This window comes from Acinetobacter sp. RUH 2624 (genome assembly GCF_000162375.2).
Classification (GTDB): Bacteria; Pseudomonadota; Gammaproteobacteria; order Pseudomonadales; family Moraxellaceae; genus Acinetobacter; species Acinetobacter nosocomialis.
Genome location: NZ_KI391939.1, coordinates 1,382,839 through 1,402,203 on the forward strand (window position 1 = coordinate 1,382,839; position 19,365 = coordinate 1,402,203).

At 37.7% G+C, this 19,365-nt stretch carries 22 protein-coding genes and 1 riboswitch; of the genes, 13 read left to right on the plus strand and 9 right to left on the minus strand.

Annotated elements, in window-relative coordinates:
• The first annotated feature begins 70 nt into the window (after nt 1-70).
• From glnL to HMPREF0014_RS13195, 5 genes are all read left to right on the plus strand, one after another.
• Nucleotides 71-1,180: a nitrogen regulation protein NR(II) gene (gene glnL, locus HMPREF0014_RS13175; RefSeq protein ID WP_002049598.1), complete on the plus strand. Its 1,110-nt coding sequence runs from the start codon at nt 71-73 to the stop codon at nt 1,178-1,180.
• Nucleotides 1,167-2,660, plus strand: coding sequence for a nitrogen regulation protein NR(I) (gene glnG / locus HMPREF0014_RS13180; RefSeq protein ID WP_004708399.1), 1,494 nt, complete (start codon nt 1,167-1,169; stop codon nt 2,658-2,660). The genes glnL and glnG overlap by 14 nt, the downstream gene beginning before the upstream one ends.
• Before the next feature lie 276 nt (nt 2,661-2,936).
• Complete coding sequence (gene adeN / locus HMPREF0014_RS13185; RefSeq protein WP_004708396.1) at nt 2,937-3,590, plus strand: multidrug efflux transcriptional repressor AdeN; 654 nt, start codon at nt 2,937-2,939, stop codon at nt 3,588-3,590.
• A gap of 113 nt (nt 3,591-3,703) precedes the next feature.
• Nucleotides 3,704-4,624, plus strand: a complete 921-nt coding sequence (gene argF, locus HMPREF0014_RS13190; RefSeq protein ID WP_004708394.1) for an ornithine carbamoyltransferase — start codon at nt 3,704-3,706, stop codon at nt 4,622-4,624.
• Nucleotides 4,625-4,816: 192 nt separating this feature from the next.
• Complete coding sequence (locus HMPREF0014_RS13195) at nt 4,817-5,341, plus strand: protein tyrosine phosphatase family protein (protein WP_004886872.1); 525 nt, start codon at nt 4,817-4,819, stop codon at nt 5,339-5,341.
• On the opposite strand, the gene ispF is transcribed toward HMPREF0014_RS13195, so the two are convergent.
• Entirely contained in the window at nt 5,338-5,820 is a 483-nt protein-coding gene (ispF, locus tag HMPREF0014_RS13200) for a 2-C-methyl-D-erythritol 2,4-cyclodiphosphate synthase (protein ID WP_002049661.1), read from the minus strand. The two genes, HMPREF0014_RS13195 and ispF, sit on opposite strands and share 4 nt — an antisense overlap.
• 103 nt (nt 5,821-5,923) lie before the next feature.
• On the opposite strand from ispF, the gene HMPREF0014_RS13205 reads away from it, so the two are divergent.
• Nucleotides 5,924-6,568 carry a hypothetical protein gene (locus HMPREF0014_RS13205; protein ID WP_004708391.1) on the plus strand — a complete coding sequence of 215 codons (645 nt, stop codon included), beginning with the start codon at nt 5,924-5,926 and terminating at the stop codon, nt 6,566-6,568.
• A 47-nt stretch (nt 6,569-6,615) separates the two neighbouring features.
• Here the strand turns inward: HMPREF0014_RS13205 and HMPREF0014_RS13210 are convergent, their stop codons facing one another.
• Together HMPREF0014_RS13210 and HMPREF0014_RS13215 are read right to left on the minus strand one after the other, a co-directional pair.
• On the minus strand, nt 6,616-7,860 hold the full coding sequence (locus HMPREF0014_RS13210; protein ID WP_004886869.1) for a D-amino acid dehydrogenase: 1,245 nt from the start codon (nt 7,858-7,860) through the stop codon (nt 6,616-6,618).
• A 177-nt stretch (nt 7,861-8,037) separates the two neighbouring features.
• Nucleotides 8,038-8,125, minus strand: a riboswitch (glycine riboswitch).
• A gap of 146 nt (nt 8,126-8,271) precedes the next feature.
• Nucleotides 8,272-8,763, minus strand: coding sequence for a hypothetical protein (locus tag HMPREF0014_RS13215; protein WP_004708388.1), 492 nt, complete (start codon nt 8,761-8,763; stop codon nt 8,272-8,274).
• Nucleotides 8,764-9,075: 312 nt separating this feature from the next.
• Between HMPREF0014_RS13215 and HMPREF0014_RS13220 the strand changes: the two genes are divergently transcribed.
• On the plus strand, nt 9,076-9,537 hold the full coding sequence (locus HMPREF0014_RS13220; protein WP_004886865.1) for a hypothetical protein: 462 nt from the start codon (nt 9,076-9,078) through the stop codon (nt 9,535-9,537).
• A 182-nt stretch (nt 9,538-9,719) separates the two neighbouring features.
• Nucleotides 9,720-10,016: a hypothetical protein gene (locus tag HMPREF0014_RS13225; RefSeq protein WP_004886862.1), complete on the plus strand. Its 297-nt coding sequence runs from the start codon at nt 9,720-9,722 to the stop codon at nt 10,014-10,016.
• 117 nt (nt 10,017-10,133) lie between these two features.
• Here HMPREF0014_RS13225 and fumC read toward each other — a convergent pair whose 3' ends face one another.
• Together fumC and galE are read right to left on the minus strand one after the other, a co-directional pair.
• Complete coding sequence (fumC, locus tag HMPREF0014_RS13230; protein WP_006581344.1) at nt 10,134-11,528, minus strand: class II fumarate hydratase; 1,395 nt, start codon at nt 11,526-11,528, stop codon at nt 10,134-10,136.
• Between the two features lie 114 nt (nt 11,529-11,642).
• Nucleotides 11,643-12,650 (minus strand): UDP-glucose 4-epimerase GalE, encoded by a 1,008-nt coding sequence (galE, locus tag HMPREF0014_RS13235; RefSeq protein WP_004886857.1) that lies wholly within the window; start codon nt 12,648-12,650, stop codon nt 11,643-11,645.
• Between the two features lie 65 nt (nt 12,651-12,715).
• Here galE and tusD point away from each other — a divergent pair, with 65 nt between their 5' ends.
• The 4 genes from tusD to HMPREF0014_RS13255 are packed head-to-tail and all read left to right on the plus strand — an operon-like array spanning nt 12,716 to nt 14,112.
• Nucleotides 12,716-13,084, plus strand: a complete 369-nt coding sequence (gene tusD / locus HMPREF0014_RS13240) for a sulfurtransferase complex subunit TusD (RefSeq protein WP_000105718.1) — start codon at nt 12,716-12,718, stop codon at nt 13,082-13,084.
• 44 nt (nt 13,085-13,128) lie between these two features.
• Nucleotides 13,129-13,479, plus strand: a complete 351-nt coding sequence (locus HMPREF0014_RS13245; RefSeq protein WP_004886854.1) for a hypothetical protein — start codon at nt 13,129-13,131, stop codon at nt 13,477-13,479.
• A 17-nt stretch (nt 13,480-13,496) separates the two neighbouring features.
• Entirely contained in the window at nt 13,497-13,781 is a 285-nt protein-coding gene (locus tag HMPREF0014_RS13250) for a hypothetical protein (protein ID WP_004886852.1), read from the plus strand.
• 19 nt (nt 13,782-13,800) lie between these two features.
• Nucleotides 13,801-14,112, plus strand: coding sequence for a TusE/DsrC/DsvC family sulfur relay protein (locus tag HMPREF0014_RS13255; RefSeq protein ID WP_001047539.1), 312 nt, complete (start codon nt 13,801-13,803; stop codon nt 14,110-14,112).
• 4 nt (nt 14,113-14,116) lie between these two features.
• On the opposite strand, the gene HMPREF0014_RS13260 is transcribed toward HMPREF0014_RS13255, so the two are convergent.
• Nucleotides 14,117-14,980 carry a DMT family transporter gene (locus HMPREF0014_RS13260; protein ID WP_004886847.1) on the minus strand — a complete coding sequence of 288 codons (864 nt, stop codon included), beginning with the start codon at nt 14,978-14,980 and terminating at the stop codon, nt 14,117-14,119.
• Between the two features lie 121 nt (nt 14,981-15,101).
• Here HMPREF0014_RS13260 and HMPREF0014_RS13265 point away from each other — a divergent pair, with 121 nt between their 5' ends.
• Nucleotides 15,102-16,496, plus strand: coding sequence for a PLP-dependent aminotransferase family protein (locus HMPREF0014_RS13265; protein ID WP_025466830.1), 1,395 nt, complete (start codon nt 15,102-15,104; stop codon nt 16,494-16,496).
• 10 nt (nt 16,497-16,506) lie between these two features.
• On the opposite strand, the gene HMPREF0014_RS13270 is transcribed toward HMPREF0014_RS13265, so the two are convergent.
• The 3 genes from HMPREF0014_RS13270 to moaCB form a co-directional block, all read right to left on the minus strand.
• On the minus strand, nt 16,507-16,989 hold the full coding sequence (locus tag HMPREF0014_RS13270) for a helix-turn-helix domain-containing protein (protein WP_004886841.1): 483 nt from the start codon (nt 16,987-16,989) through the stop codon (nt 16,507-16,509).
• Between the two features lie 209 nt (nt 16,990-17,198).
• Entirely contained in the window at nt 17,199-18,434 is a 1,236-nt protein-coding gene (locus HMPREF0014_RS13275; protein ID WP_004886838.1) for a molybdopterin molybdotransferase MoeA, read from the minus strand.
• Nucleotides 18,434-19,357: a bifunctional molybdenum cofactor biosynthesis protein MoaC/MoaB gene (gene moaCB, locus HMPREF0014_RS13280; RefSeq protein ID WP_004886834.1), complete on the minus strand. Its 924-nt coding sequence runs from the start codon at nt 19,355-19,357 to the stop codon at nt 18,434-18,436. The genes HMPREF0014_RS13275 and moaCB overlap by 1 nt, the downstream gene beginning before the upstream one ends.
• Nucleotides 19,358-19,365 lie beyond the last annotated feature (8 nt).

Genomic DNA, 19,365 nt, shown 5'->3' on the forward strand with positions numbered 1-19,365 from the left:
TCTATAACGGTGAAAACCGATAACTAATGAAGATGCCATTGCGCCATTTTAAGACAGGAACGATTCGCTAATGGATCAACACACACCTATCGACTATCGCCTCTTGGTAGACAACTTAACTACTGCGATTTTACTAATCGATAGTAACTTTAATATTTTTTATTTAAATTCTGCTTGTGAAGCACTTTTTGACATTAGTTTGCTTCGCGCTTCTGGGCAACCGGTTTTAAATTTACTTCATGCCCCTGATGATACTTTTAATACACATGAAGCGTTACTCAATACTCTAAAAACAGGACAGCCTTATACACGTCGTGAAGCTGTAATTAATGTCAACTTTAAAGACTTACATGTTGATTATACGGTTTCACAGTTAAATGCAGGCAAAAGCTACCACCCGCTCTTACTTATTGAGCTAAATCCAATTGATCGGATGTTGAAAATTTCTAAAGAAGAAAACCTAATTCAACAACATCAGGTGGCTAGACAACTGGTTAGAGGTGTGGCTCATGAGATTAAAAATCCTCTGGCTGGTATCAGGGGTGCAACTCAGTTACTTGCTCGTAGTTTAAATGACGAGAGTTATGCTGAATTTACAGATGTCATTATTAATGAGGTAGACCGTCTCACCAATTTAGCAGACACTATGCTAGGTTCAAGACAACTGCCGAGTTATGAAAACGTAAATGTGCATGAACCTTTGGAACGTGTACGCTCTTTAATCGCAAATCAAACCAAGAAAAAAATCAAAATTACGCGTGACTATGATTTATCTTTACCGGATGTAAAAGCCGATCGAGATCAACTTATCCAAGTCATGCTCAATATTAGCGTTAATGCAATTCAAGCCATCACAGAAAATAAATCTTTTTTTATAGATCAAGAGCCTGAATTAATTTTACGTACCCGAATTCAACGTCTAGTCACTATTAATGGTGTACTCAATCGCTCTGCGGTACGAGTCGATATTGAGGACAATGGACCGGGTATTCCCGAAAGCATTTTAGAGTCTGTGTTTTATCCTTTGGTTACAGGACGAGCAAAAGGCACAGGCCTTGGCCTGAGTATTGCACAGAACATCATGCATCAACATAACGGAATGATTGAATGCCAATCAGTTCCTGGAAAAACAATGTTTAGCTTATATTTACCTTGGGAGTCAGACCGTGTCGCGAAATAAAATATGGGTTATTGATGACGATCGCGCCATGCGATGGGTACTTGAAAAGACCTTTAAAGAAGAAGGATTTGACGTCACCAATTTTGAAGAAGCTCAAACAGCACTCGAACGTTTACATCATGATGCGCCGGATGTCATCTTAACTGACATCCGTATGCCAGGCATTGATGGGTTAACTTTCTTATCTAAAGTAAAAAACTCTCATCCTGATTTGCCTGTGATCATTATGACAGCGCATTCGGACTTAGAGTCTGCTGTATCTAGCTATCAAACTGGTGCATTTGAGTATTTACCAAAACCGTTTGATATTGATGAAGCTTTAGCTTTAGTCAATCGAGCAATTTTACATATCAATAAATTGCAGCAACAAGAGGCTACAAAAACTGCTTCTCCGCTACAATCGACAGAAATTATTGGTGAATCTCCAGCTATGCAAGAGGTTTTCCGAGCAATTGGTCGCTTATCTCAGTCGCATATTACCGTTTTAATTAATGGTGAGTCAGGAACAGGTAAAGAATTAGTTGCACATGCTTTACATAAGCATTCACCACGCAGAGCCAAACCATTTATTGCTCTAAACATGGCAGCAATTCCGAAAGACTTAATTGAAACGGAATTATTTGGCCATGAAAAAGGTGCTTTTACTGGCGCTAATACTCAACATCAAGGTCGCTTTGAACAAGCCAATGGCGGCACTCTCTTCCTTGATGAAATTGGTGACATGCCATTTGAAACACAGACGCGATTACTACGTGTACTCGCAGATGGTGAGTTTTACCGCGTTGGCGGGCATATCCCTGTTAAAGTTGATGTTCGGATCGTAGCGGCAACACACCAAGATTTAGAAAAATTGGTAAATGAAGGTCGCTTCCGTGAAGACTTATACCACCGTCTAAATGTAATTCGTATTCATATTCCTAAGCTTGCACATCGAAGTGAAGATATTCCGATGTTAGCTCAACATTTCTTGGCTCGTGCTGGTAAAGAGTTAGGCGTAAGTCCAAAGATTTTACGTACCGAGACAACTGACTATATGCAGCAATTACCATGGCCCGGTAATGTTCGTCAGCTTGAAAATACCTGCCGCTGGTTAACCGTCATGATTACTGGCCGTGAGGTTTACCCAGAAGATTTACCTTCAGAACTTAAACAAGTTCCACTCCAAAAAAATAGTGAAGCTAGCCAACCTGCTCCATCTTTTGAGCGTATTTCTTTACATCATTGGGATGAGCTACTAAGTCAATGGGCAATTCAAAAACTCAAAAATGGCGAAATGAAGATTTTGGATATTGCTACACCAATGTTTGAGCGTACTTTAATTAATGCTGCACTACAGCAAACTCGTGGGCGCAAACGTCATGCAGCCGAGCTATTAGGTTGGGGTCGTAACACTCTAACCCGAAAGTTAAAAGAACTAGGTATGGATTCTGCTGATGACGATGATGAGGATGAACACAAAGTAACTTTGTCTGAAGCTTAATAATCATTCGTAAAAGAAAAAGCGACTAAATCTATTAGTCGCTTTTTCTTTATCTTGATTTACATTGAAAAGACATGGTTAAACTAAAATGTGAACATACAGTTACATCATTAAAAACCTTCAAAATATTTCACAAATACTTGTATTTTAAAATATTTATTCAAATTAAATTTTATATTGCTGTTTATCAAGCAACCTAAAAATATAGCGATGACCACCCTTAAAGATAGTTTTGTTATACTAGTTAAGCAGTATTAATTGTCGTTATTAAATTTTATGCATGATCCAGTCCTTGAGTCATATCCTCCTATATGTGACAAGCCTCAAACACGTCGCGGTGTAGAACGTCGTTTAGCACTATTGCTAAGCGCAACCGAACTGTTTTTGGAAAAAGGATATGATGCTGTCTCTTTAGATGACATCGTCAATCATGCTGGTGGTTCAAAAGCTTCTATTTATAAATACTTTGGTAATAAAGAAGGTTTATTTACTGCAATTTGCGATTACCGCCGTGAGATGTTCTTTAAAGATATTTGTATTGCATTTCAACCAGATCAGGCTTCTTTAAAAGAATACTTAATTCAAACTCTCATCCGTTTTTATAACCACATTATTCAACCTGAGCATATTGCTTTTTTACGTTTGGTTATTGAACAAACCCAGTGTAATGCAACTTTGAGCCAATATTTATACGAAAAATGCGCTCAAGACGTACAAAATACCATTGCTCAAGCACTACTTATTTCTCATCAAGCAGGTGAAATTACTTGTACCTCTCCCGATCACTCATCTCTCATGTATTTTGGGATTTTACGTGATATTGAGTGGCGTATGATTATGGGCATGCCACTACCAACCAATGAATATGAAGTAATTGATTATATTCATTATTGTGTAGAAATTTTCTTAAAAGGCCACCATAAAGTCTAATTCTTTTGCATTTTGAAATGCTTATAGTATAGTAGACTTCTTTTTTCCCACATCCACCCAGCCAACAACAGATAATTGTTGTATTTCAAAGACAATTATTATGGAGTAGCTACATGGCTTTAAGACATTTCCTGACTTTACGTGATCTATCTACATTAGAACTCCATCGCGTTTTACAGCGCGCAAGCGAACTAAAAAAAATGCAACAAAGCAATAAGGTGTATCAACCTTTTGTTGGTAAAGTATTGGGAATGATTTTTGAAAAATCGAGTACACGTACGCGTATTTCTTTTGAAGCCGGTATTAATCAATTTGGTGGTAGCGCTATCTTTTTATCACCTCGCGATACACAGCTAGGTCGCGGTGAACCTATCGAAGATTCAGCACGCGTTATTTCAAGTATGCTTGATATTGTGATGATTCGTACGTTTGGTCATGACATTGTTGAACGTTTTGCATCTTATTCAAAAGTTCCTGTGATTAATGGCCTAACTGATGACCACCACCCTTGTCAGCTACTCGCAGATTTACAAACTTACATTGAACATCGCGGTAGTATCGAAGGTAAAACCGTAGCGTGGATTGGTGATGGTAATAATATGTGTAACTCATATATTGAAGCTGCACATTTAATGGGTTTTAAATTAAAAATTGCTTCACCCAAAGGTTTTGAACCTAAACCTGAATTTTTAGCAGAATTTGGTCATTGCGTTGAGCTTTTTGATAATGCTGAAGATGCGGCTGTAAATGCTGACCTTATCGTTACAGATGTTTGGGCAAGCATGGGGCAAGAAGAAGAACAAAAATTACGTAAGAACGCATTTGCGGCTTTTCAGGTAAATGAAAAACTGATGAGTCTTGCACATCCAGATTGTTTATTTATGCATTGTTTACCAGCCCATCGCGGTGAAGAAATTTCAGAAACAATGCTTGATCATAAAAACTCTGTTGTATGGGATGAAGCTGAAAATCGTCTACATGCACAAAAAGCTTTAATGGAATTTTTATTGAATGAAAATTTAAAAAAAGCTTAATCTTGATATAAAAGCAGCACCTTTAAGGTGCTGTTTTTTTTACTTCTATAAAATACTTATTTTTCTAGTTTATTTTTTTAAAATTTTTCATGATGTTGCTGAATATATAAACAGTCTATATTTCAACTACACTCTAGAATCGTGTATAACATTCTACACAATAAGCCAAGCCTACTCTTGTAGAGTGCGATTATGACAACCCTTGAAGAATCACTATCTCAAATCCCTGCATTTTCAATTATTCATGAACATTTGTTTAGTTCAGCACAACCTTCTATTGAACAGCTTAAACTTATTAAAGAGTATGGTTGTAGTACCGTTATCAATTTAGCTTTGACAAACTCACCAGATTGTATTGAAAACGAAGATCGGGTTTGTCTTGAGTATGGTTTAAATTACATTCATATTCCAATTGACTGGGAAACACCATCTTCTGACCAATGCTTACTGGTTTTAGATTTAATTGATCATTTGGTTCAAAATGAAATTGTTTGGTTACATTGTGCCAAAAACAAACGCGTAAGCTGTCTTATGTATGTCTACAGACAATTTTATATGAATATGGACATGCCTACTTCCCAAGATTTACTGCACGAAATTTGGGAGCCAAATGAAACTTGGACAGGTCTTATCCATAGTATTACCTTACAGCTACAAGGCCGTAAGGCTACTTTAGAACTCCAGCAGTCTTTGCAACAAGCTGATGATTTAGTCTAATTAGAGATTAATACCGTCGCTGTTGCTAAAATTCCTTCTTGGCGACCAGTAAACCCGAGTTTTTCGGTAGTGGTCGCTTTGATGCTAATTTGATTTAAATCCACATTCAAAACATCCGCAATGCTTTGTCGCATCTCTAAATTATGTTTCGCTAATTTAGGACGTTCGCAGGCTACAGTAATATCAGCATTATTCAAACGATAACCACGGTCTAAGATTAGTTGATAAACGTGTTTTAGTAGTACACGACTATCTGCACCCTTAAACTCTGGATCGGTATCTGGAAAATGCTGACCAATATCTCCAAGCGCTAGTGCACCTAATAAAGCGTCACATAGTGCATGTAACACGACATCACCATCAGAATGTGCTTTCAGGCCATGCGTATGCGGAATCTGAATGCCAGCTAAAGTTACGAAGTTACCCTCTTCAAAGGCATGCACATCCATTCCTTGACCAATACGAATTTGAGCAACCATATAAACTCTTTCCTTCTATTATAAAAGCTTAAGAAATCTTGTATTCAACCGTTGTGTTTCGCTATAGTACACTTAGCAAAGTAGACTGAAAGTATAAGCGATCATGCCGTCGAATACTGATATGAATCAATTGAAAAGATTAAGTTTTGTCGTGACATTGAGTTGTTTATGCTCATCGCTTGTTTTTGCAGAATCCATTGACTGCTCCAACTCAAAATCAGAGCTCAAAATCTGTTCAAAAAACTTTAGCGAAGCACGAAAGCAACTTAATAACAAATATCTTTCTGCATACTTAGTTACAGATGCTCCATTACAGCTTCTACAAGATACTCAAACATTGTGGTTTAAACATACGCAACAATGTAAAACCAATTCATGTATTCAACAACAGTTTGACGTACGTGGTGATGATTTAAATTTTTATGCTTCACTTAAGCAAACCCTAACACAGCATTACCTTAAATTTGAAAATGGGCACATTGCAGCCCAACCTGTTCATTTACAAATCCATCAACTTGCTAAAGATAAAATCAAAATAGAAGGGTTAGCTTACCGTAATCCGAATAACCGAAAAGAAGCCCAAACTATTTCATTAATGGCTTATAGCTCTCCTGAGCAAAAAAGTGAAATTTTAGATAACGAGCATAATTGCAAATACAAATTTGATTTTCAAAAGGCCTTACTTGTTGTAAAGACTCAACAAAAAGGCTGTGAGCGATTTACTGGCGTTTATCGGCTATATGATTAATTGATATAAAATAAAAAAAGCCAGTGCATCTACACTGGCTTTTCTTTTTAAGCTGGATATTTTTGCAGGATATCCTGACTCACCAAAACAGCTGTTGCTGCTGACAAAGTCCAACCTAAATGGCCATGCCCGGTATTATAAAAAACCCGTGATTGCTTAGACTGTTTCACTACAGGCAACATATTAGGCATCATTGGCCTTAAACCCGCCCAAGGCACAACATGCTCAGTTGAAATGTCAAAATTGCGGTTCACCCAATTAACCAAAGGCTGAATACGATCTGCACGAATGTCTCGATTGTAACCATTAAACTCAGCTGTACCTGCTATACGTAAACGGTCTTGTCCTAAACGAGAGGTTACAATTTTGGCACTCTCATCAAGCAAACTTACCCACGGCGCATTTTTAATGCTTTTCTCATCTTTCAATTGGACAGTAATCGAATAGCCTTTTACAGGATAAACATTTACACGCTCACCAATCATGTCAGCCAATTGATAACTTCCAACACCACCACAAACCACCAGAACATCACCTTCTAATTGAAAGCTATCTGTTGGGGAAAGATGCGGATGCTCAGCACTTGGCTGACAATTCAGTACGACTTTATCTATATGACACTTAATATCAGTAACTTCTAAGCCAAACTTATACTGCACCCCATATTGTTTAGTCTTTTCAGCTAAAGTGGTTGAATATTTATGAATATCTCCAGTTGCATCGCTTGGTGTGTAATAACCACCAAAGTACTCACCCGTTAAAGAAGGTTCGATTGACTTCATTTCCTCAGGTGAAACGGAGTAACGTTCTAAAGTCCCTTTATTCAAGACATCATTAACTCGCTTGGCAATATCATAGTCATCCTTAGTATGATACATATGAAGAATACCGCGTTTCTCCAAATCAAATTGAAGCTGCTCTTTTTCAGCGACTTCAAATAAGCGCTTACGAGCAAGCAATGCTAAACGAACAGTTTCTATCGTATTAGCCTCATAATTTTTAATATGAGATAAAAACTCAACTAACCAGCTATATTTGTGCAAACTAAAAGAAGGATTAAGTAATAGAGGAGCATCTTTTTTCCTCATCCATTTAAAACCTTTTATAACGGTCGCTTTCTGGTTCCAGACTTCTGCATTACAAGCAGATAATTGCCCTCCATTTGCAAATGATGTTTCCATAGCTGGATAAAGATGACGATCAATCACTGTGACTTGGTAACCTAATTGAGATAATTCATAGGCTGAAGTAACCCCTGTGATTCCTGCACCAATCACAATAACATGTGGCATAACAGACTCCTCTGAAATGCAAAAACATTTCATCAGTACAGCCCATCTGTCATTTGTACCTGAGAGTTTCGACCTAAATACTACCTTTTAGCATTTCGATCTTCCCCTTCGGTGAGTTTATGACTTATAAGTTTTTATTCTTCATGCTTATAAATCTTAAGCTGCTCTCCAGATTTTTTAATTATTACAGTCCTTTTGCCTGAGAGTTTCCGGGCCTGTTGCTCCTTCGGCGGGTTCTTAAGAACCTCTCTCCCGCAATAATTTTGTATTTATATAAGCAATGTATCTGCCACTTTTAAAAAAACGCATTCTTTTCTTGTAAACTTTTGTACAGCAATTCAATTAAATATGAAATTATTTGATTTAATTACAAAAAAAGGTGAATTATTTAAATTCACCTTTTGCCATTTATTAAAGCTTTCCTTCAAGCACTTGGTCTGAAACATGACCTTTCCACTGCTCTCTCAAGGTTGGTAAATAAAACTTCTCACCAATTGTGACCAACTCAGCATCAATGAGTGCATGAATTTCGTGCATAAAAATGTAATCTAAGGCAACTAAAGAGAGTTGATGATTTTTTTGCGCTACTTTTTTTCGCTTCACTTGAGCTTGTTTAATTAACTCATTTGCAAAATTTTTATCTTTATATGTGGTGATTGCATTTAAACGAAGCTCAATAACACCCCAACCGGCCAACAATTTTTTGAAAATTTCAAAATCTTTCGTCGTTGATTCCCAAGTGACATTTTCCAGATTATTATCTTCAGGCAAAACAGGTAACAGCAAATCACCAGTACTTGGAAAAATCTTTTTAAGATTTAACAGAAATTTAACAGGCTGATCACTCGGGTAATCATTAAACTGCACATGTTGTTCGGTATCTGTTAAATAAATCGAGAGCATTCAAAAATCCTTAGCTAAACAACTGTTTATTATGTGTTTAATTTCCATATCGCAAAATAAATAAAAATTAAAAACAATAGAAAAACAGGATAAGGTGGGCATTTTAACAATTATGGCAGCTTATTCAACTCTAAGTTGGTTTGATAAAGCTTAATCAAGAAATAATTACAACCTAGAAACTTGCAAATAAATCTCATACAACTTCAAAAATTTAAAAATGCATATATTTTAAATATATTATTTTTTAGTCTACTTTTAAATTTAATGTTATAATACATTGATTTACTCAATTTCATCTGGGCTTCCAAAGAAATGAATAGATCAAAATTAATTTTATTATTTTTAAGTATTAGTACTTTTTCTTCTTTGGTATTTTCTGAAACGATTACTTCCCCAATTAAACAAGAATTTTATGACCAAGAATCGAACCGCCATAGAAGTATGCTTGAGGTAAGTAACACTTCAAGTCATAAGTTTAGTGAATCACAACACAATTCTTTTCACTCCGATTCTAATAAGCAAAGAGTAGATTTTTTTGAAATTGCCAAACAATATCAAGATGAGAAATCACAAAATACCTACTCGCATTTTCCTGACCCGACAGTGAACATGAGCGATCATGAGCGAAGTCTCTACTATATTAGAAATCATGATGATATAAGCCTTAAAAGGGATATTCGTATTCAACAATATAGATCATTAAAACAGCAATACGATAAAGGAGTCATTTCCAATGATGAATACAAAGAGAAAGTTTATAAAATTTTAAAATAAGCTTTTATATTTTCTGAAGCCTTCTTTCTGATGGAAGGCTTCTATAATAGTTTTGATATAGATTGTTAAAAAAACTTTAAATAACAAAGATCCATAGTAAATAAGCAATAAAAATTAAACAGTTTTAACTGCTAAAAGACGCCAGACTATACAAATCTTCTCTACAAATAAAGGAGAGATCAATGAAGATCCGCGCTTCACGTACCTATTCAACTTATTCAAACCATTACTTTATTTCGAAAGAATATGAATGTAGCGTTATACCAGTAAAAGGAATGTGCTTTACTGATCTTGGTTTAACCGAAAATGGTGTGATTGAACCTGTAGAAATTAGTGAGGTCACTATAGACCCAGCCTCTAATTCTTATCATATTCTTTTAGCAAAAGATGCTCATGAATACACGAAAGAAGAACTAAAAAGAAAATTTGAAGAAATGAAAGTAAATGGTTGGGAATATATAGAAGATCTACTGATGTAGCTTTTATTCTCAATCTATAAGTTAAAGTTCTAGATTTAAGGTGTAAACATAATAGCCATCAGTAGTTTATCTGTACACTCAGTACAAAATGGCACTACTGATGGCTATATAGACTGCTTATTTACTATTTGGTGAAACCATTTTTTCAGGTTTAACGACCTCATCAAATTGTTCTGCTGTAACTAAACCAAGCTCAACAGCTACTTGTTTTAAAGTTTTATTCTCTTTATAAGCAGTTTTCGCCACTTTTGCAGAGTTTTCATAACCAATAACCGGATTCAATGCAGTAACCAGCATGAGAGAGTTATGCAAGAAGTGATCAATTTTGTCACGATTAGACTCAATTCCTACTGCACAGTGGTCATTAAAGCTATTACACGCATCACCAAGAAGCTGAATAGATTGCAGTAAGTTATAAGCGATTACTGGCATAAATACATTAAGTTCGAAGTTACCCGAAGCACCAGCGACATTAATAGTCGTATCATTACCAAGCACTTGTGCAACCACCATAGTCATTGCTTCACTTTGGGTCGGGTTCACTTTACCCGGCATAATGCTTGAGCCTGGCTCATTTTCAGGAATGCGAATTTCACCAAAACCACAACGTGGTCCGCTTGCTAACCAACGAATATCGTTAGCAATTTTATTTAAGCTTACTGCTAAAGTTTTTAATGCACCTGATGCAAAAACAGCTGCATCACGTCCTGCAAGTGCTTCAAATTTATTAGGAGCAGTAACAAATGGCAAACCCGTTAAAGCTGCAAGCTGAGCTGCGGCTTTAACAGCATAGTCAGGATGAGCATTTAAACCAGTTCCTACCGCTGTACCACCCAATGGCAACTCATACAAACCACTTAAAGCTTGTTGTAAGCGTACTAAACCGTGCTCAAGCTGAGAAACATAACCGCTAAATTCTTGGCCAAGTGTTAGTGGCGTCGCATCTTGTAAGTGGGTACGGCCAATTTTGACAATCTCTTGAAATTCATCTGACTTCTTCTGCAAAGTCGCTTTAAGCTGCTCTACAGCTGGAATCAGTAATTCATTAATTTGCAAACTTGCCGCAACATGAATAGCCGTTGGAAATGAGTCATTAGTAGATTGTGCACGGTTTACATGATCATTTGGATGTACTGGCTTTTGTGCTCCGAGCGCTTGGCCTAGCTTTTGATTTGCAATATTTGCAATCACCTCATTACAGTTCATGTTACTTTGCGTACCAGAACCTGTTTGCCAAACTACGAGTGGAAACTGTGAGTCCCATTTCCCTGCAATCACTTCTTCGGCAGCACCTACAATGTACTGACTCAAATCTTGTGGTAACTGGCCCAACTCTGCATTGGTTATTGCCGCAGCTTTTTTTACCAAGCCCATCGCTCGAATCATGGCACGGGGTAAACGCTCCTGCCCGATTTTGAAGTTCTGTAAGCTACGTTGGGTTTGTGCTCCCCATAGCGCTTCATTTGGAACTTCAATCTCACCCATAGTGTCATGTTCAATTCGTGTTTGCATAGAAACCTCGGTTATGTGGCTAAAGAACTCACGGGCTGAAGCAATTTTTGCTTTGGCTAGTTAATTTTAATATCGTACTCAAGCATTTCATTATTGTAAATAAGAATCATTATCTTATCTTCCATTTAATGTATTTTGATAGAATCTCCACTCATCTTCAATCATTTGCTTTAAAGTTCGTTTCGGATTCCATTGTAATAAAGTTTTTGCTTTTCCTATATTTGCACCCAATTGAGCCAACTCTTCATGCTTATAAATTGCCGATTGCGTCGGAATTTCGGCTTGGGTAACCTGTGAAATTTCATCTAATAATTGACGAATCGATTGCACTTGCTCATGAGCAATATTAAAAGCTTCACAGCAATGGGTTTGATCGCGTAACCAATGTAAAGTTAAGCTTACTGCTTCACATACATCTAATACATGTAAAAAGCTACGTTCTACTGTATGGTCTTCGGTCGAAACCTGATCTTGTAATTCAATTAAATCACGCTGCATCGCTGCAACTTGTAATGCAAGCGGTACAATATTTTTAGGGAGCTGTGCAACATATTCACCTAATACACCATGCTCAAAAGCACCTACAATATTTGATAGGCGTAGGATTGCAATTTTCCATTCATGATCAATTTTATGAGTATCTCTAATGATTTCTTCAATCATCTGTTGAGATTTAATATATGGATTAGGATAAGCATAGTTGAAGTCTTCTGTTTCGCTTAACTGCAAACCAGATTTTCCATAGACTGCCAAGCTAGATAAATGGATAAAATGACGAACACCAGTACGCTGCATTGCACGTAACAGGCTCATAATGCAACTGACATTGTCATTGTAATATTCGAGCGGTTTTAAATTAGACTCTTCAATAGATTTAAAACCAGCTGTGTGAATAACTGCATCGATTGAGTACTGTTCAAATACTTTGTTCAATGCAGGTGTATTACGTACATCAAGTTTAACAAACGGAACGTACATACCAGAGATGTATTCTAACCGCTCAAGCGTTTGCAAGGTCGAGTTAGCCAAATTATCGACAATAACCACTTCTTGGCCTTGAGCCAATAGACTCAATGCAATGTGTGAACCGATAAAGCCTAAACCACCTGTCACTAAAATCATTGTATACTTACCTTTCTCTTAATGTATCTACGCCCATTTAGACGTATGACCATAGTGAATTCTCAATGAGTACATTACTACTAATAACCTCTGCTCCTACTTCGATCCATGCTTGGCATGCGCTAGGCCTTGCTCAGGCACTCAAAAGTAAAAATGAAGACTTTCGTGTATTCTTTTACCAAGATGGCGTTCAAGTTGCGAATGATTTTCAATGGGTTCCTGACGACCAGCGTAATTTAACGCATGAATGGCAAAAGCTCGCGATCCGACTTCCTGTCTGTGTCAGCGCAGCTCTTGCACGTGGGATTACCGATGCAGAAAATGCGAGTCGTCATCAACTTAGTCATCACAACCTAGCGAACAACTTTGAGTTGGTTGGACTAGGTGAACTTGCTGATGCAGTACAGTCAGCCTCTCGTCTTCTTCAATTCTAAGTTACTTTATTAACTTAGATTGTTGCTTTTAAAAGGTATATTGTGTGAAAACTGTACTCGTTATTTTGACCCAAGCCAATTTAACCAGCCTACAAGTCAATGAAAGCCTCGCCGCTACTATGGTTTTAGCAACCTTTGGCTCACCAGTCAAAGTATTATTAAAAGATGCGGCTCTTAGTCTTTTACAAAATGAACGTAACTTTGACCAATTGCAGCATGCATTTAAAATTGCTTCAAATATGGTAGATAGCTTTGAGTTTTATGACTTAAGCCCAATTCTTATTGAAGACAAAAATAAACAGCATCCTTTTGTTCAAAACAGTGAGCAGGAACTAGAATTTGTTCAGCTAGATACGAAACTCATCCAATCTTTCGATCATGTCTTATATTGGTAGATAAAGGTGTAATTTTAATGACGCAATCAACTCTTTATCTTGTGCAAGCTTCTTATCACCATACTCCTCGCATTATTGAAGAACTTGCAAAACTGTTCCATAAAGATGATCAACTTATTTTTATGGGTGACTCAACTGCTCAACTTACAGTAAGTATTTGTCAGCAGTTTGGCTCAGTTTCTTGCTTGTCTCATGAAAAAGATTTAATTGATGCAGAAACCTTGGCTCACGTTAAGGTATTGAACTATGACCAGTTTGCGGATCTGGTTTTACAATTTAATCGATGTATTTCTTTGAAATAATATAGTTAGGCTCATTTTTATGAATTTAGAATTAGATCAAGATGGTCATTTAGTCGACTATACGATTTGGAATCCCGAAGTAGCACAGGAACTCGCCAAATCTCTCGATCTTGAATTAACAGATTGGCATTTTGAAGTTTTAGCTGCGGTTCGCCAATTTTATCAGCAATTTGGGCATTCTCCTGCAACACGTCCTTTGATTAAGTTTTTAATGAAAACCGTAAGTCCAGATATTAATAATGCTGTTTTACAGCAAAAATTTAATACCGGTTTAGTTGCTCGCCATCTCAGTCGCTTAGCAGGTATTCCTAAACCGGCAAATTGTTTATAAATTTTTATGCGAATTTTTTAGCGGCAGCGACACATAAAATTGTTACTGCCGTTACCATTAACATCGACCAACTTACATGTTCATGTAATAAAAGTGCAGCAATCGCGAGTCCCATTAATGGTTGTAAAAGTTGTAGCTGGCTAATTGCAGCTATACCGCCTTGAGCAAGACCTTTGTACCAGAAAAAGAACCCGATGAGCATACTAAATAAAGATACGTAAACCAGTCCTGCTACCGCCGATGTAGATACATCTTGAAAGGAAACGGGCATATAAAAAAGAGTAGCGAGCAGCATAATCGGTAAAGCTAAAATAAGCGCCCAACAAATCACTTGCCATCCACCTATTTTTTTCGAAAGCACTCCACCTTCTGCATAGCCAAATCCACACAAAATAATTGCAATAAGCATGTATAAATCGCCAATGCCAAAAGATGCTTCACCGGACAAAAAGAACATATAGGTAAAAACAACTAAACTGCCTAAAATTGCAAATATCCAAAAAAATAAATTTGGTTTTTCTCCACCTCTCACTACTGCAAATATGGCAGTAGTGAGCGGTAGAACGCTAACAAAGACAATCGAGTGGGCTGCGTTCATATACTGCAAGGCAAGCGCCGTAAATAATGGAAACCCAACTACAACGCCTAAAGCCACAATAGCCAGCGGCCACCAGTCTTGTTTAGCAGGCTTTTTTTCCTTAAGTAAAAAGATAAGAATTAAGCCCAAGACTCCTGCAATGACAGCTCTTGCTGCTGTTAGAAAACCAGGCTCAAAACCTGTTACCGCAACACGGGTAGCGGGTAACGAGCCTGCAAAAATTGCAACGCCAATAAAACCATTTACCCAACCGTTCATAAACTTTTGCATATTATTCTCCGCAACTATACGAAGAATTTAAGCTGTGATATGGTGTCAAAACCAGATACAAAGCAGTACAATTTTAAAAAACTGTTATGTATAAATAAGCAGTACAGTAGAGATGATTAACGTGAACCAGACAAAAACAAAAATCGAACTTGTTATTTCACAGATTGAACAACAAATTAAGAATCGCTCTTTGACTCCGGGAACTCGACTCCCCTCTGTGCGCAAGCTGGCCAAAGATTTAGGTTTTTCAGTTTCTACGATTGTCGAAGCTTATGAACGATTAATTGCCCTAGGTAAAATTGAATCACGTAGTGGATCGGGCTTTTATGTAGTGGCACCACTTGCTCCTTTAGACTTAAGTGAATTAGGACCCAAACTAGATCGCTCAATAGATCCGTTATGGATTTCACGTCAGTCTTTAGAGGCAGAACCTGATGCGTTTAAGCCCGGTTGTGGTTGGTTACCTAATGACTGGATGCCACTTGAAAGTATTCGTAAGGCATTAAGATCTGTTACACGAAGTGAAGATGATAGTTTAATGGGTTATTCTTCACCGTTAGGGCTGCCCGTATTAAGAGATTTACTGGCTAGGCGAGCACAAAATAAAGGTATAGAGGCAAATCTCAATCAAGTTGTTCTAACCGATTCAGGCACTCAAGCTATTGATCTGGTTTGTCGTTTTTTACTTAAACCAGATGATGTAGTTCTAATTGATGACCCATGTTACTTTAATTTTCATGCTCTACTTAAAGTTCATCAAGTTAAAGTTATTGGTATTCCATACACTCCAAATGGCCCAGACTTAGAGGCATTTAAAGAAGCGATTGAGATCTATAATCCTCGGCTTTATATTACAAATTCAGGAATACATAACCCCACTGGCGCAACGCTTTCACTCTCGACAGCTCATCAATTACTGAAGTTGATTGATCAATCTAATTTAATTGTGATTGAAGACGATATATTCTCGGATTTTGAATATACTCCAGCTCCACGACTTGCAGCCCTAGACAACCTTTCACGCGTGATTTTTATTGGAAGTTTCTCTAAAACGCTTTCTGCCTCTATTCGCTGCGGCTACATTATTGCAAAACCAGAATGGATTGATCAGATTACCGATTTAAAAATTGCTACCAGTTTTTCTCACAATGGACTCTCAGCCAAGATTTTACACACAGCTTTAACCGATGGTTCATACCGTAAGCATTTAGATTTATTAAAAGTTCGTTTAGCTCAAGCCATGCAAGAAACAATCACGAAGCTCAAATCGATTGGGATAGAACCGTGGATTGAACCCAAGGCTGGAATTTTTGTGTGGTGTCGTCTACCAGAAGGTGTAGATGCAGCGAAGATTGCCCAGTTTTGTCTGAATCGGCAAGTGATTCTCGCCCCGGGTAATGCCTTTAGCCAAGCACAATCAGCAGGTCAATTTATCCGTTTTAATATTACTCAATCAAATCATGATTATATTTATAAGACTCTTGCAGAAGCACTTCTACAAGAGTCGTTAGGTTAGAGAACCGAGTTTAAGCCTGTTTTTGCTTTTGTTGCATATAAGCAAAATAGCCCGGCCCAGCCGAAACCTGAACTTGCTTTGCATGTAATGGCTCACGGCATACTGAACACACCATAACAGGTTCAAACTTATGTCCACATGTTTTGTGACGATATTCCAAAGGTTTACCTAAACCTTGATCCATCCATTTATCTGCCCAGTTCGCCATAGATAAGATAATTGGATAAAGCTCAAAGCCTTTATCCGTGAGACGATATTCAAAACGCTCCTGACGGTCAAAATAAGGTGCTTTTACTAAAATTTCGTATTCAACCAACCTTTTTAAGCGATCAGAAAGGACATGACGAGTGACACCTAATGATTTTTGAAAATCATCAAAACGGCGAATTCCCATAAAAGCATTACGTAATATTAACATCGTCCATCGATCACCAATCACTGATAGCATGCGGGCAACTGAACAAGGCTGATCACCGATGTCATCCCATTTCATCTTTATGCTTTCCTCAATATAAAACTGGCCTATTTGCCATATTATTTATACCCTAAACCACTTAATATGTTATATGCAATATAGAGCTTAGAAATAAGTTTTCAGTATATTTATAAAGCTTATTTTTTTAAAATAACAGTCACTAAAAATAGATATAAAATATAATTAATCCATCCGTATGGATTAATTATATTCAGCTTATTTATAAGTTAATTTGAAATAAAGATTCCCTTTAGCACAGTTCCTGATGCTAGTTTTGTACTCGCAGGAATACGGACTAGACAATTGGCTTGCATAAGATTACTCAGCATATGGGACTGCTGCTTGGCCAAACCTTTTACCCTAAGTTGTCCTGCATCAAAATAAGCATACATTCGTAAAAAACGCTCACGTGCATCTTCTTTTAAATCATGCTCTAAAATTGCGGTAAACCATTCTGGTCCGCGTCTATTGCCCTGCAATGCATCAAGCAAAGATTTTCCGTAAATTTGCATTGCGACATATACCGCAGCTGGATTGCCCGGTAAGCCTAACAAATAGCAAGAATGTTGGGTTTGTGAATTATGGTATTCGGCAAAGAATAAAGGTTTACCCGGTTTTTGTTTAACTTTCCAAAAGATTTGTTCAAACCCAACTTCGAAAGCACAGGGCCGTACAAAGTCGTAGTCTCCTACCGACACTCCGCCAGTCGTTATAACAACATCATGGCTGTCTTTTAGTTGATTAAAGTAATGGGTGACCTGCTCTGCTTCATCTGCTACGTGAATGAGTTCGATATCTAAACCATAATCTTCAAACCAAGCTTTTAGTAATGGGCCATTTGCATCAAAGACTTTACCTTCAGCTAGATCTTCTGCTGTTTCGGCAACTTCATCACCCGTGATCAAAACAGCGACTTTCGGTGCACGATAGACTTCAACGGTTTGCACACCCGCCATACTTAAAGCAGCCAAACTTCCAATATTCAAAAGTTGTCCTACTTGAGCAAGCAACTGCCCTTGCTGGATTTCCTCTCCGGTAAAGCGGATATCGGCTTGAGGACGTATATGTTCCGTTAAACAAATTTCTTGGGCCGAAATAACCGATACGATTTCTTGTCGAGCTACATGCGTTGTCCCTTCAGGAATTTTGCCGCCCGTAAATATACGAATTGCCTGACCTTCACCGAGTATATCATGACTCTCGCTTCCGGCACGAATCTCACCTGTGACTTGGAACTTTTGATTATTTAAATCTTCTGCATGGCTACAAAGTGCATAACCGTCAACTGCACTTTGAGAGAAACTTGGTAAATTAATTTCAGAGTAAATATCTTTGGCAAGATAACTACTTAGGCTATTTGTTAGAGTCTTTTGAATAGAGCTTAAGTTTTTAGGCTTATTAATAACTAAATCTAGCGCTTCATCTATACTGATTAATCCACGCTCAGCACCACAACCTGACATTATTCATAGCCTCCTGGATGTGGTAAATCACGGCAAACATCAAAAATATGGACTAATGCGGGTAAAATAGCGGCCATTGATTCGCTTGCGCCACCACGGCTTCCCGGTAATGTCACTACTAACGAACGGTCAATAAACCCTGCTACTCCGCGTGACATAGCAGCATATGGCGTGCGTTTTTGTCCAAATGAGCGAGCAGCTTCCATTAAGCCATCTAATTTACGTTCTAAAAGAGGCTCTAGCGTATCAACTGTAATGTCACGCTTACCAATTCCTGTCCCACCCACAGTCATAATACAAGCATACGATTTGGTGAGTTCTAAAACCAATTCTTTGAGATCATCTGCTTCATCGGGCAAAATTTGGTAATGGATCGGATCAAAGCCAGCTTCAGTTAAAGTTTCAACCACAGATTTTCCAGCAGTATCCGGCTTTCTACCCGCTGCTACGGTGTCTGACAAGACAATAACCGCAGCCGAAACAGGCTGACGCAATACCCGTTTAAAATGGGATTTTCCGCCTTTTTTCTTCAGTAGTTTACATTGATCCATCCAGAGTTCTTCTGGTTCACAATGAGGCTTTAACATGTCATAGATAGTTAAGCCTGCAAGGCTTGCCGCCGTTAAAGCTTCCATTTCTACGCCAGTTGGACCAATAGTTTCAACAACAGCAATAATTTTTACAAAGTCATTTTCCAATTCATATTCAACATCTGCCCGATAAATCGGTAACGGATGACATAGTGGAATCAGCTCATCAGTTCGTTTTGCTGCCAAAATTCCTGCAACACGTGCTGTTTTTAATGCATCACCTTTTTCCGTGTTTCCTTGTCTTAATAGTTCAATACAGGCGGGTGGTGCATATAAAATCGCTTGTGCTTCGGCAACACGATAACTTTCCGGCTTCATTCCTACGTTTTTCATTATTTATC

Bases quoted from the DNA above. Each gene is read 5' to 3' on its own strand.
- moaCB (WP_004886834.1), bottom strand. From the start codon at position 19,357: ATGAAAAACGTAGGAATGAAGCCGGAAAGTTATCGTGTTGCCGAAGCA.
- HMPREF0014_RS13255 (WP_001047539.1), top strand. From the start codon at position 13,801: ATGAATTTAGAATTAGATCAAGATGGTCATTTAGTCGACTATACGATT.
- HMPREF0014_RS13250 (WP_004886852.1), top strand. From the start codon at position 13,497: ATGACGCAATCAACTCTTTATCTTGTGCAAGCTTCTTATCACCATACT.
- HMPREF0014_RS13220 (WP_004886865.1), top strand. From the start codon at position 9,076: ATGAATAGATCAAAATTAATTTTATTATTTTTAAGTATTAGTACTTTT.
- tusD (WP_000105718.1), top strand. From the start codon at position 12,716: ATGAGTACATTACTACTAATAACCTCTGCTCCTACTTCGATCCATGCT.
- argF (WP_004708394.1), top strand. From the start codon at position 3,704: ATGGCTTTAAGACATTTCCTGACTTTACGTGATCTATCTACATTAGAA.
- HMPREF0014_RS13195 (WP_004886872.1), top strand. From the start codon at position 4,817: ATGACAACCCTTGAAGAATCACTATCTCAAATCCCTGCATTTTCAATT.
- HMPREF0014_RS13215 (WP_004708388.1), bottom strand. From the start codon at position 8,763: ATGCTCTCGATTTATTTAACAGATACCGAACAACATGTGCAGTTTAAT.
- glnL (WP_002049598.1), top strand. From the start codon at position 71: ATGGATCAACACACACCTATCGACTATCGCCTCTTGGTAGACAACTTA.
- ispF (WP_002049661.1), bottom strand. From the start codon at position 5,820: ATGGTTGCTCAAATTCGTATTGGTCAAGGAATGGATGTGCATGCCTTT.
- galE (WP_004886857.1), bottom strand. From the start codon at position 12,650: ATGATTTTAGTGACAGGTGGTTTAGGCTTTATCGGTTCACACATTGCA.
- fumC (WP_006581344.1), bottom strand. From the start codon at position 11,528: ATGCAAACACGAATTGAACATGACACTATGGGTGAGATTGAAGTTCCA.
- HMPREF0014_RS13275 (WP_004886838.1), bottom strand. From the start codon at position 18,434: ATGTCAGGTTGTGGTGCTGAGCGTGGATTAATCAGTATAGATGAAGCG.
- HMPREF0014_RS13205 (WP_004708391.1), top strand. From the start codon at position 5,924: ATGCCGTCGAATACTGATATGAATCAATTGAAAAGATTAAGTTTTGTC.
- HMPREF0014_RS13260 (WP_004886847.1), bottom strand. From the start codon at position 14,980: ATGCAAAAGTTTATGAACGGTTGGGTAAATGGTTTTATTGGCGTTGCA.
- HMPREF0014_RS13270 (WP_004886841.1), bottom strand. From the start codon at position 16,989: ATGAAATGGGATGACATCGGTGATCAGCCTTGTTCAGTTGCCCGCATG.
- adeN (WP_004708396.1), top strand. From the start codon at position 2,937: ATGCATGATCCAGTCCTTGAGTCATATCCTCCTATATGTGACAAGCCT.
- HMPREF0014_RS13210 (WP_004886869.1), bottom strand. From the start codon at position 7,860: ATGCCACATGTTATTGTGATTGGTGCAGGAATCACAGGGGTTACTTCA.
- HMPREF0014_RS13225 (WP_004886862.1), top strand. From the start codon at position 9,720: ATGAAGATCCGCGCTTCACGTACCTATTCAACTTATTCAAACCATTAC.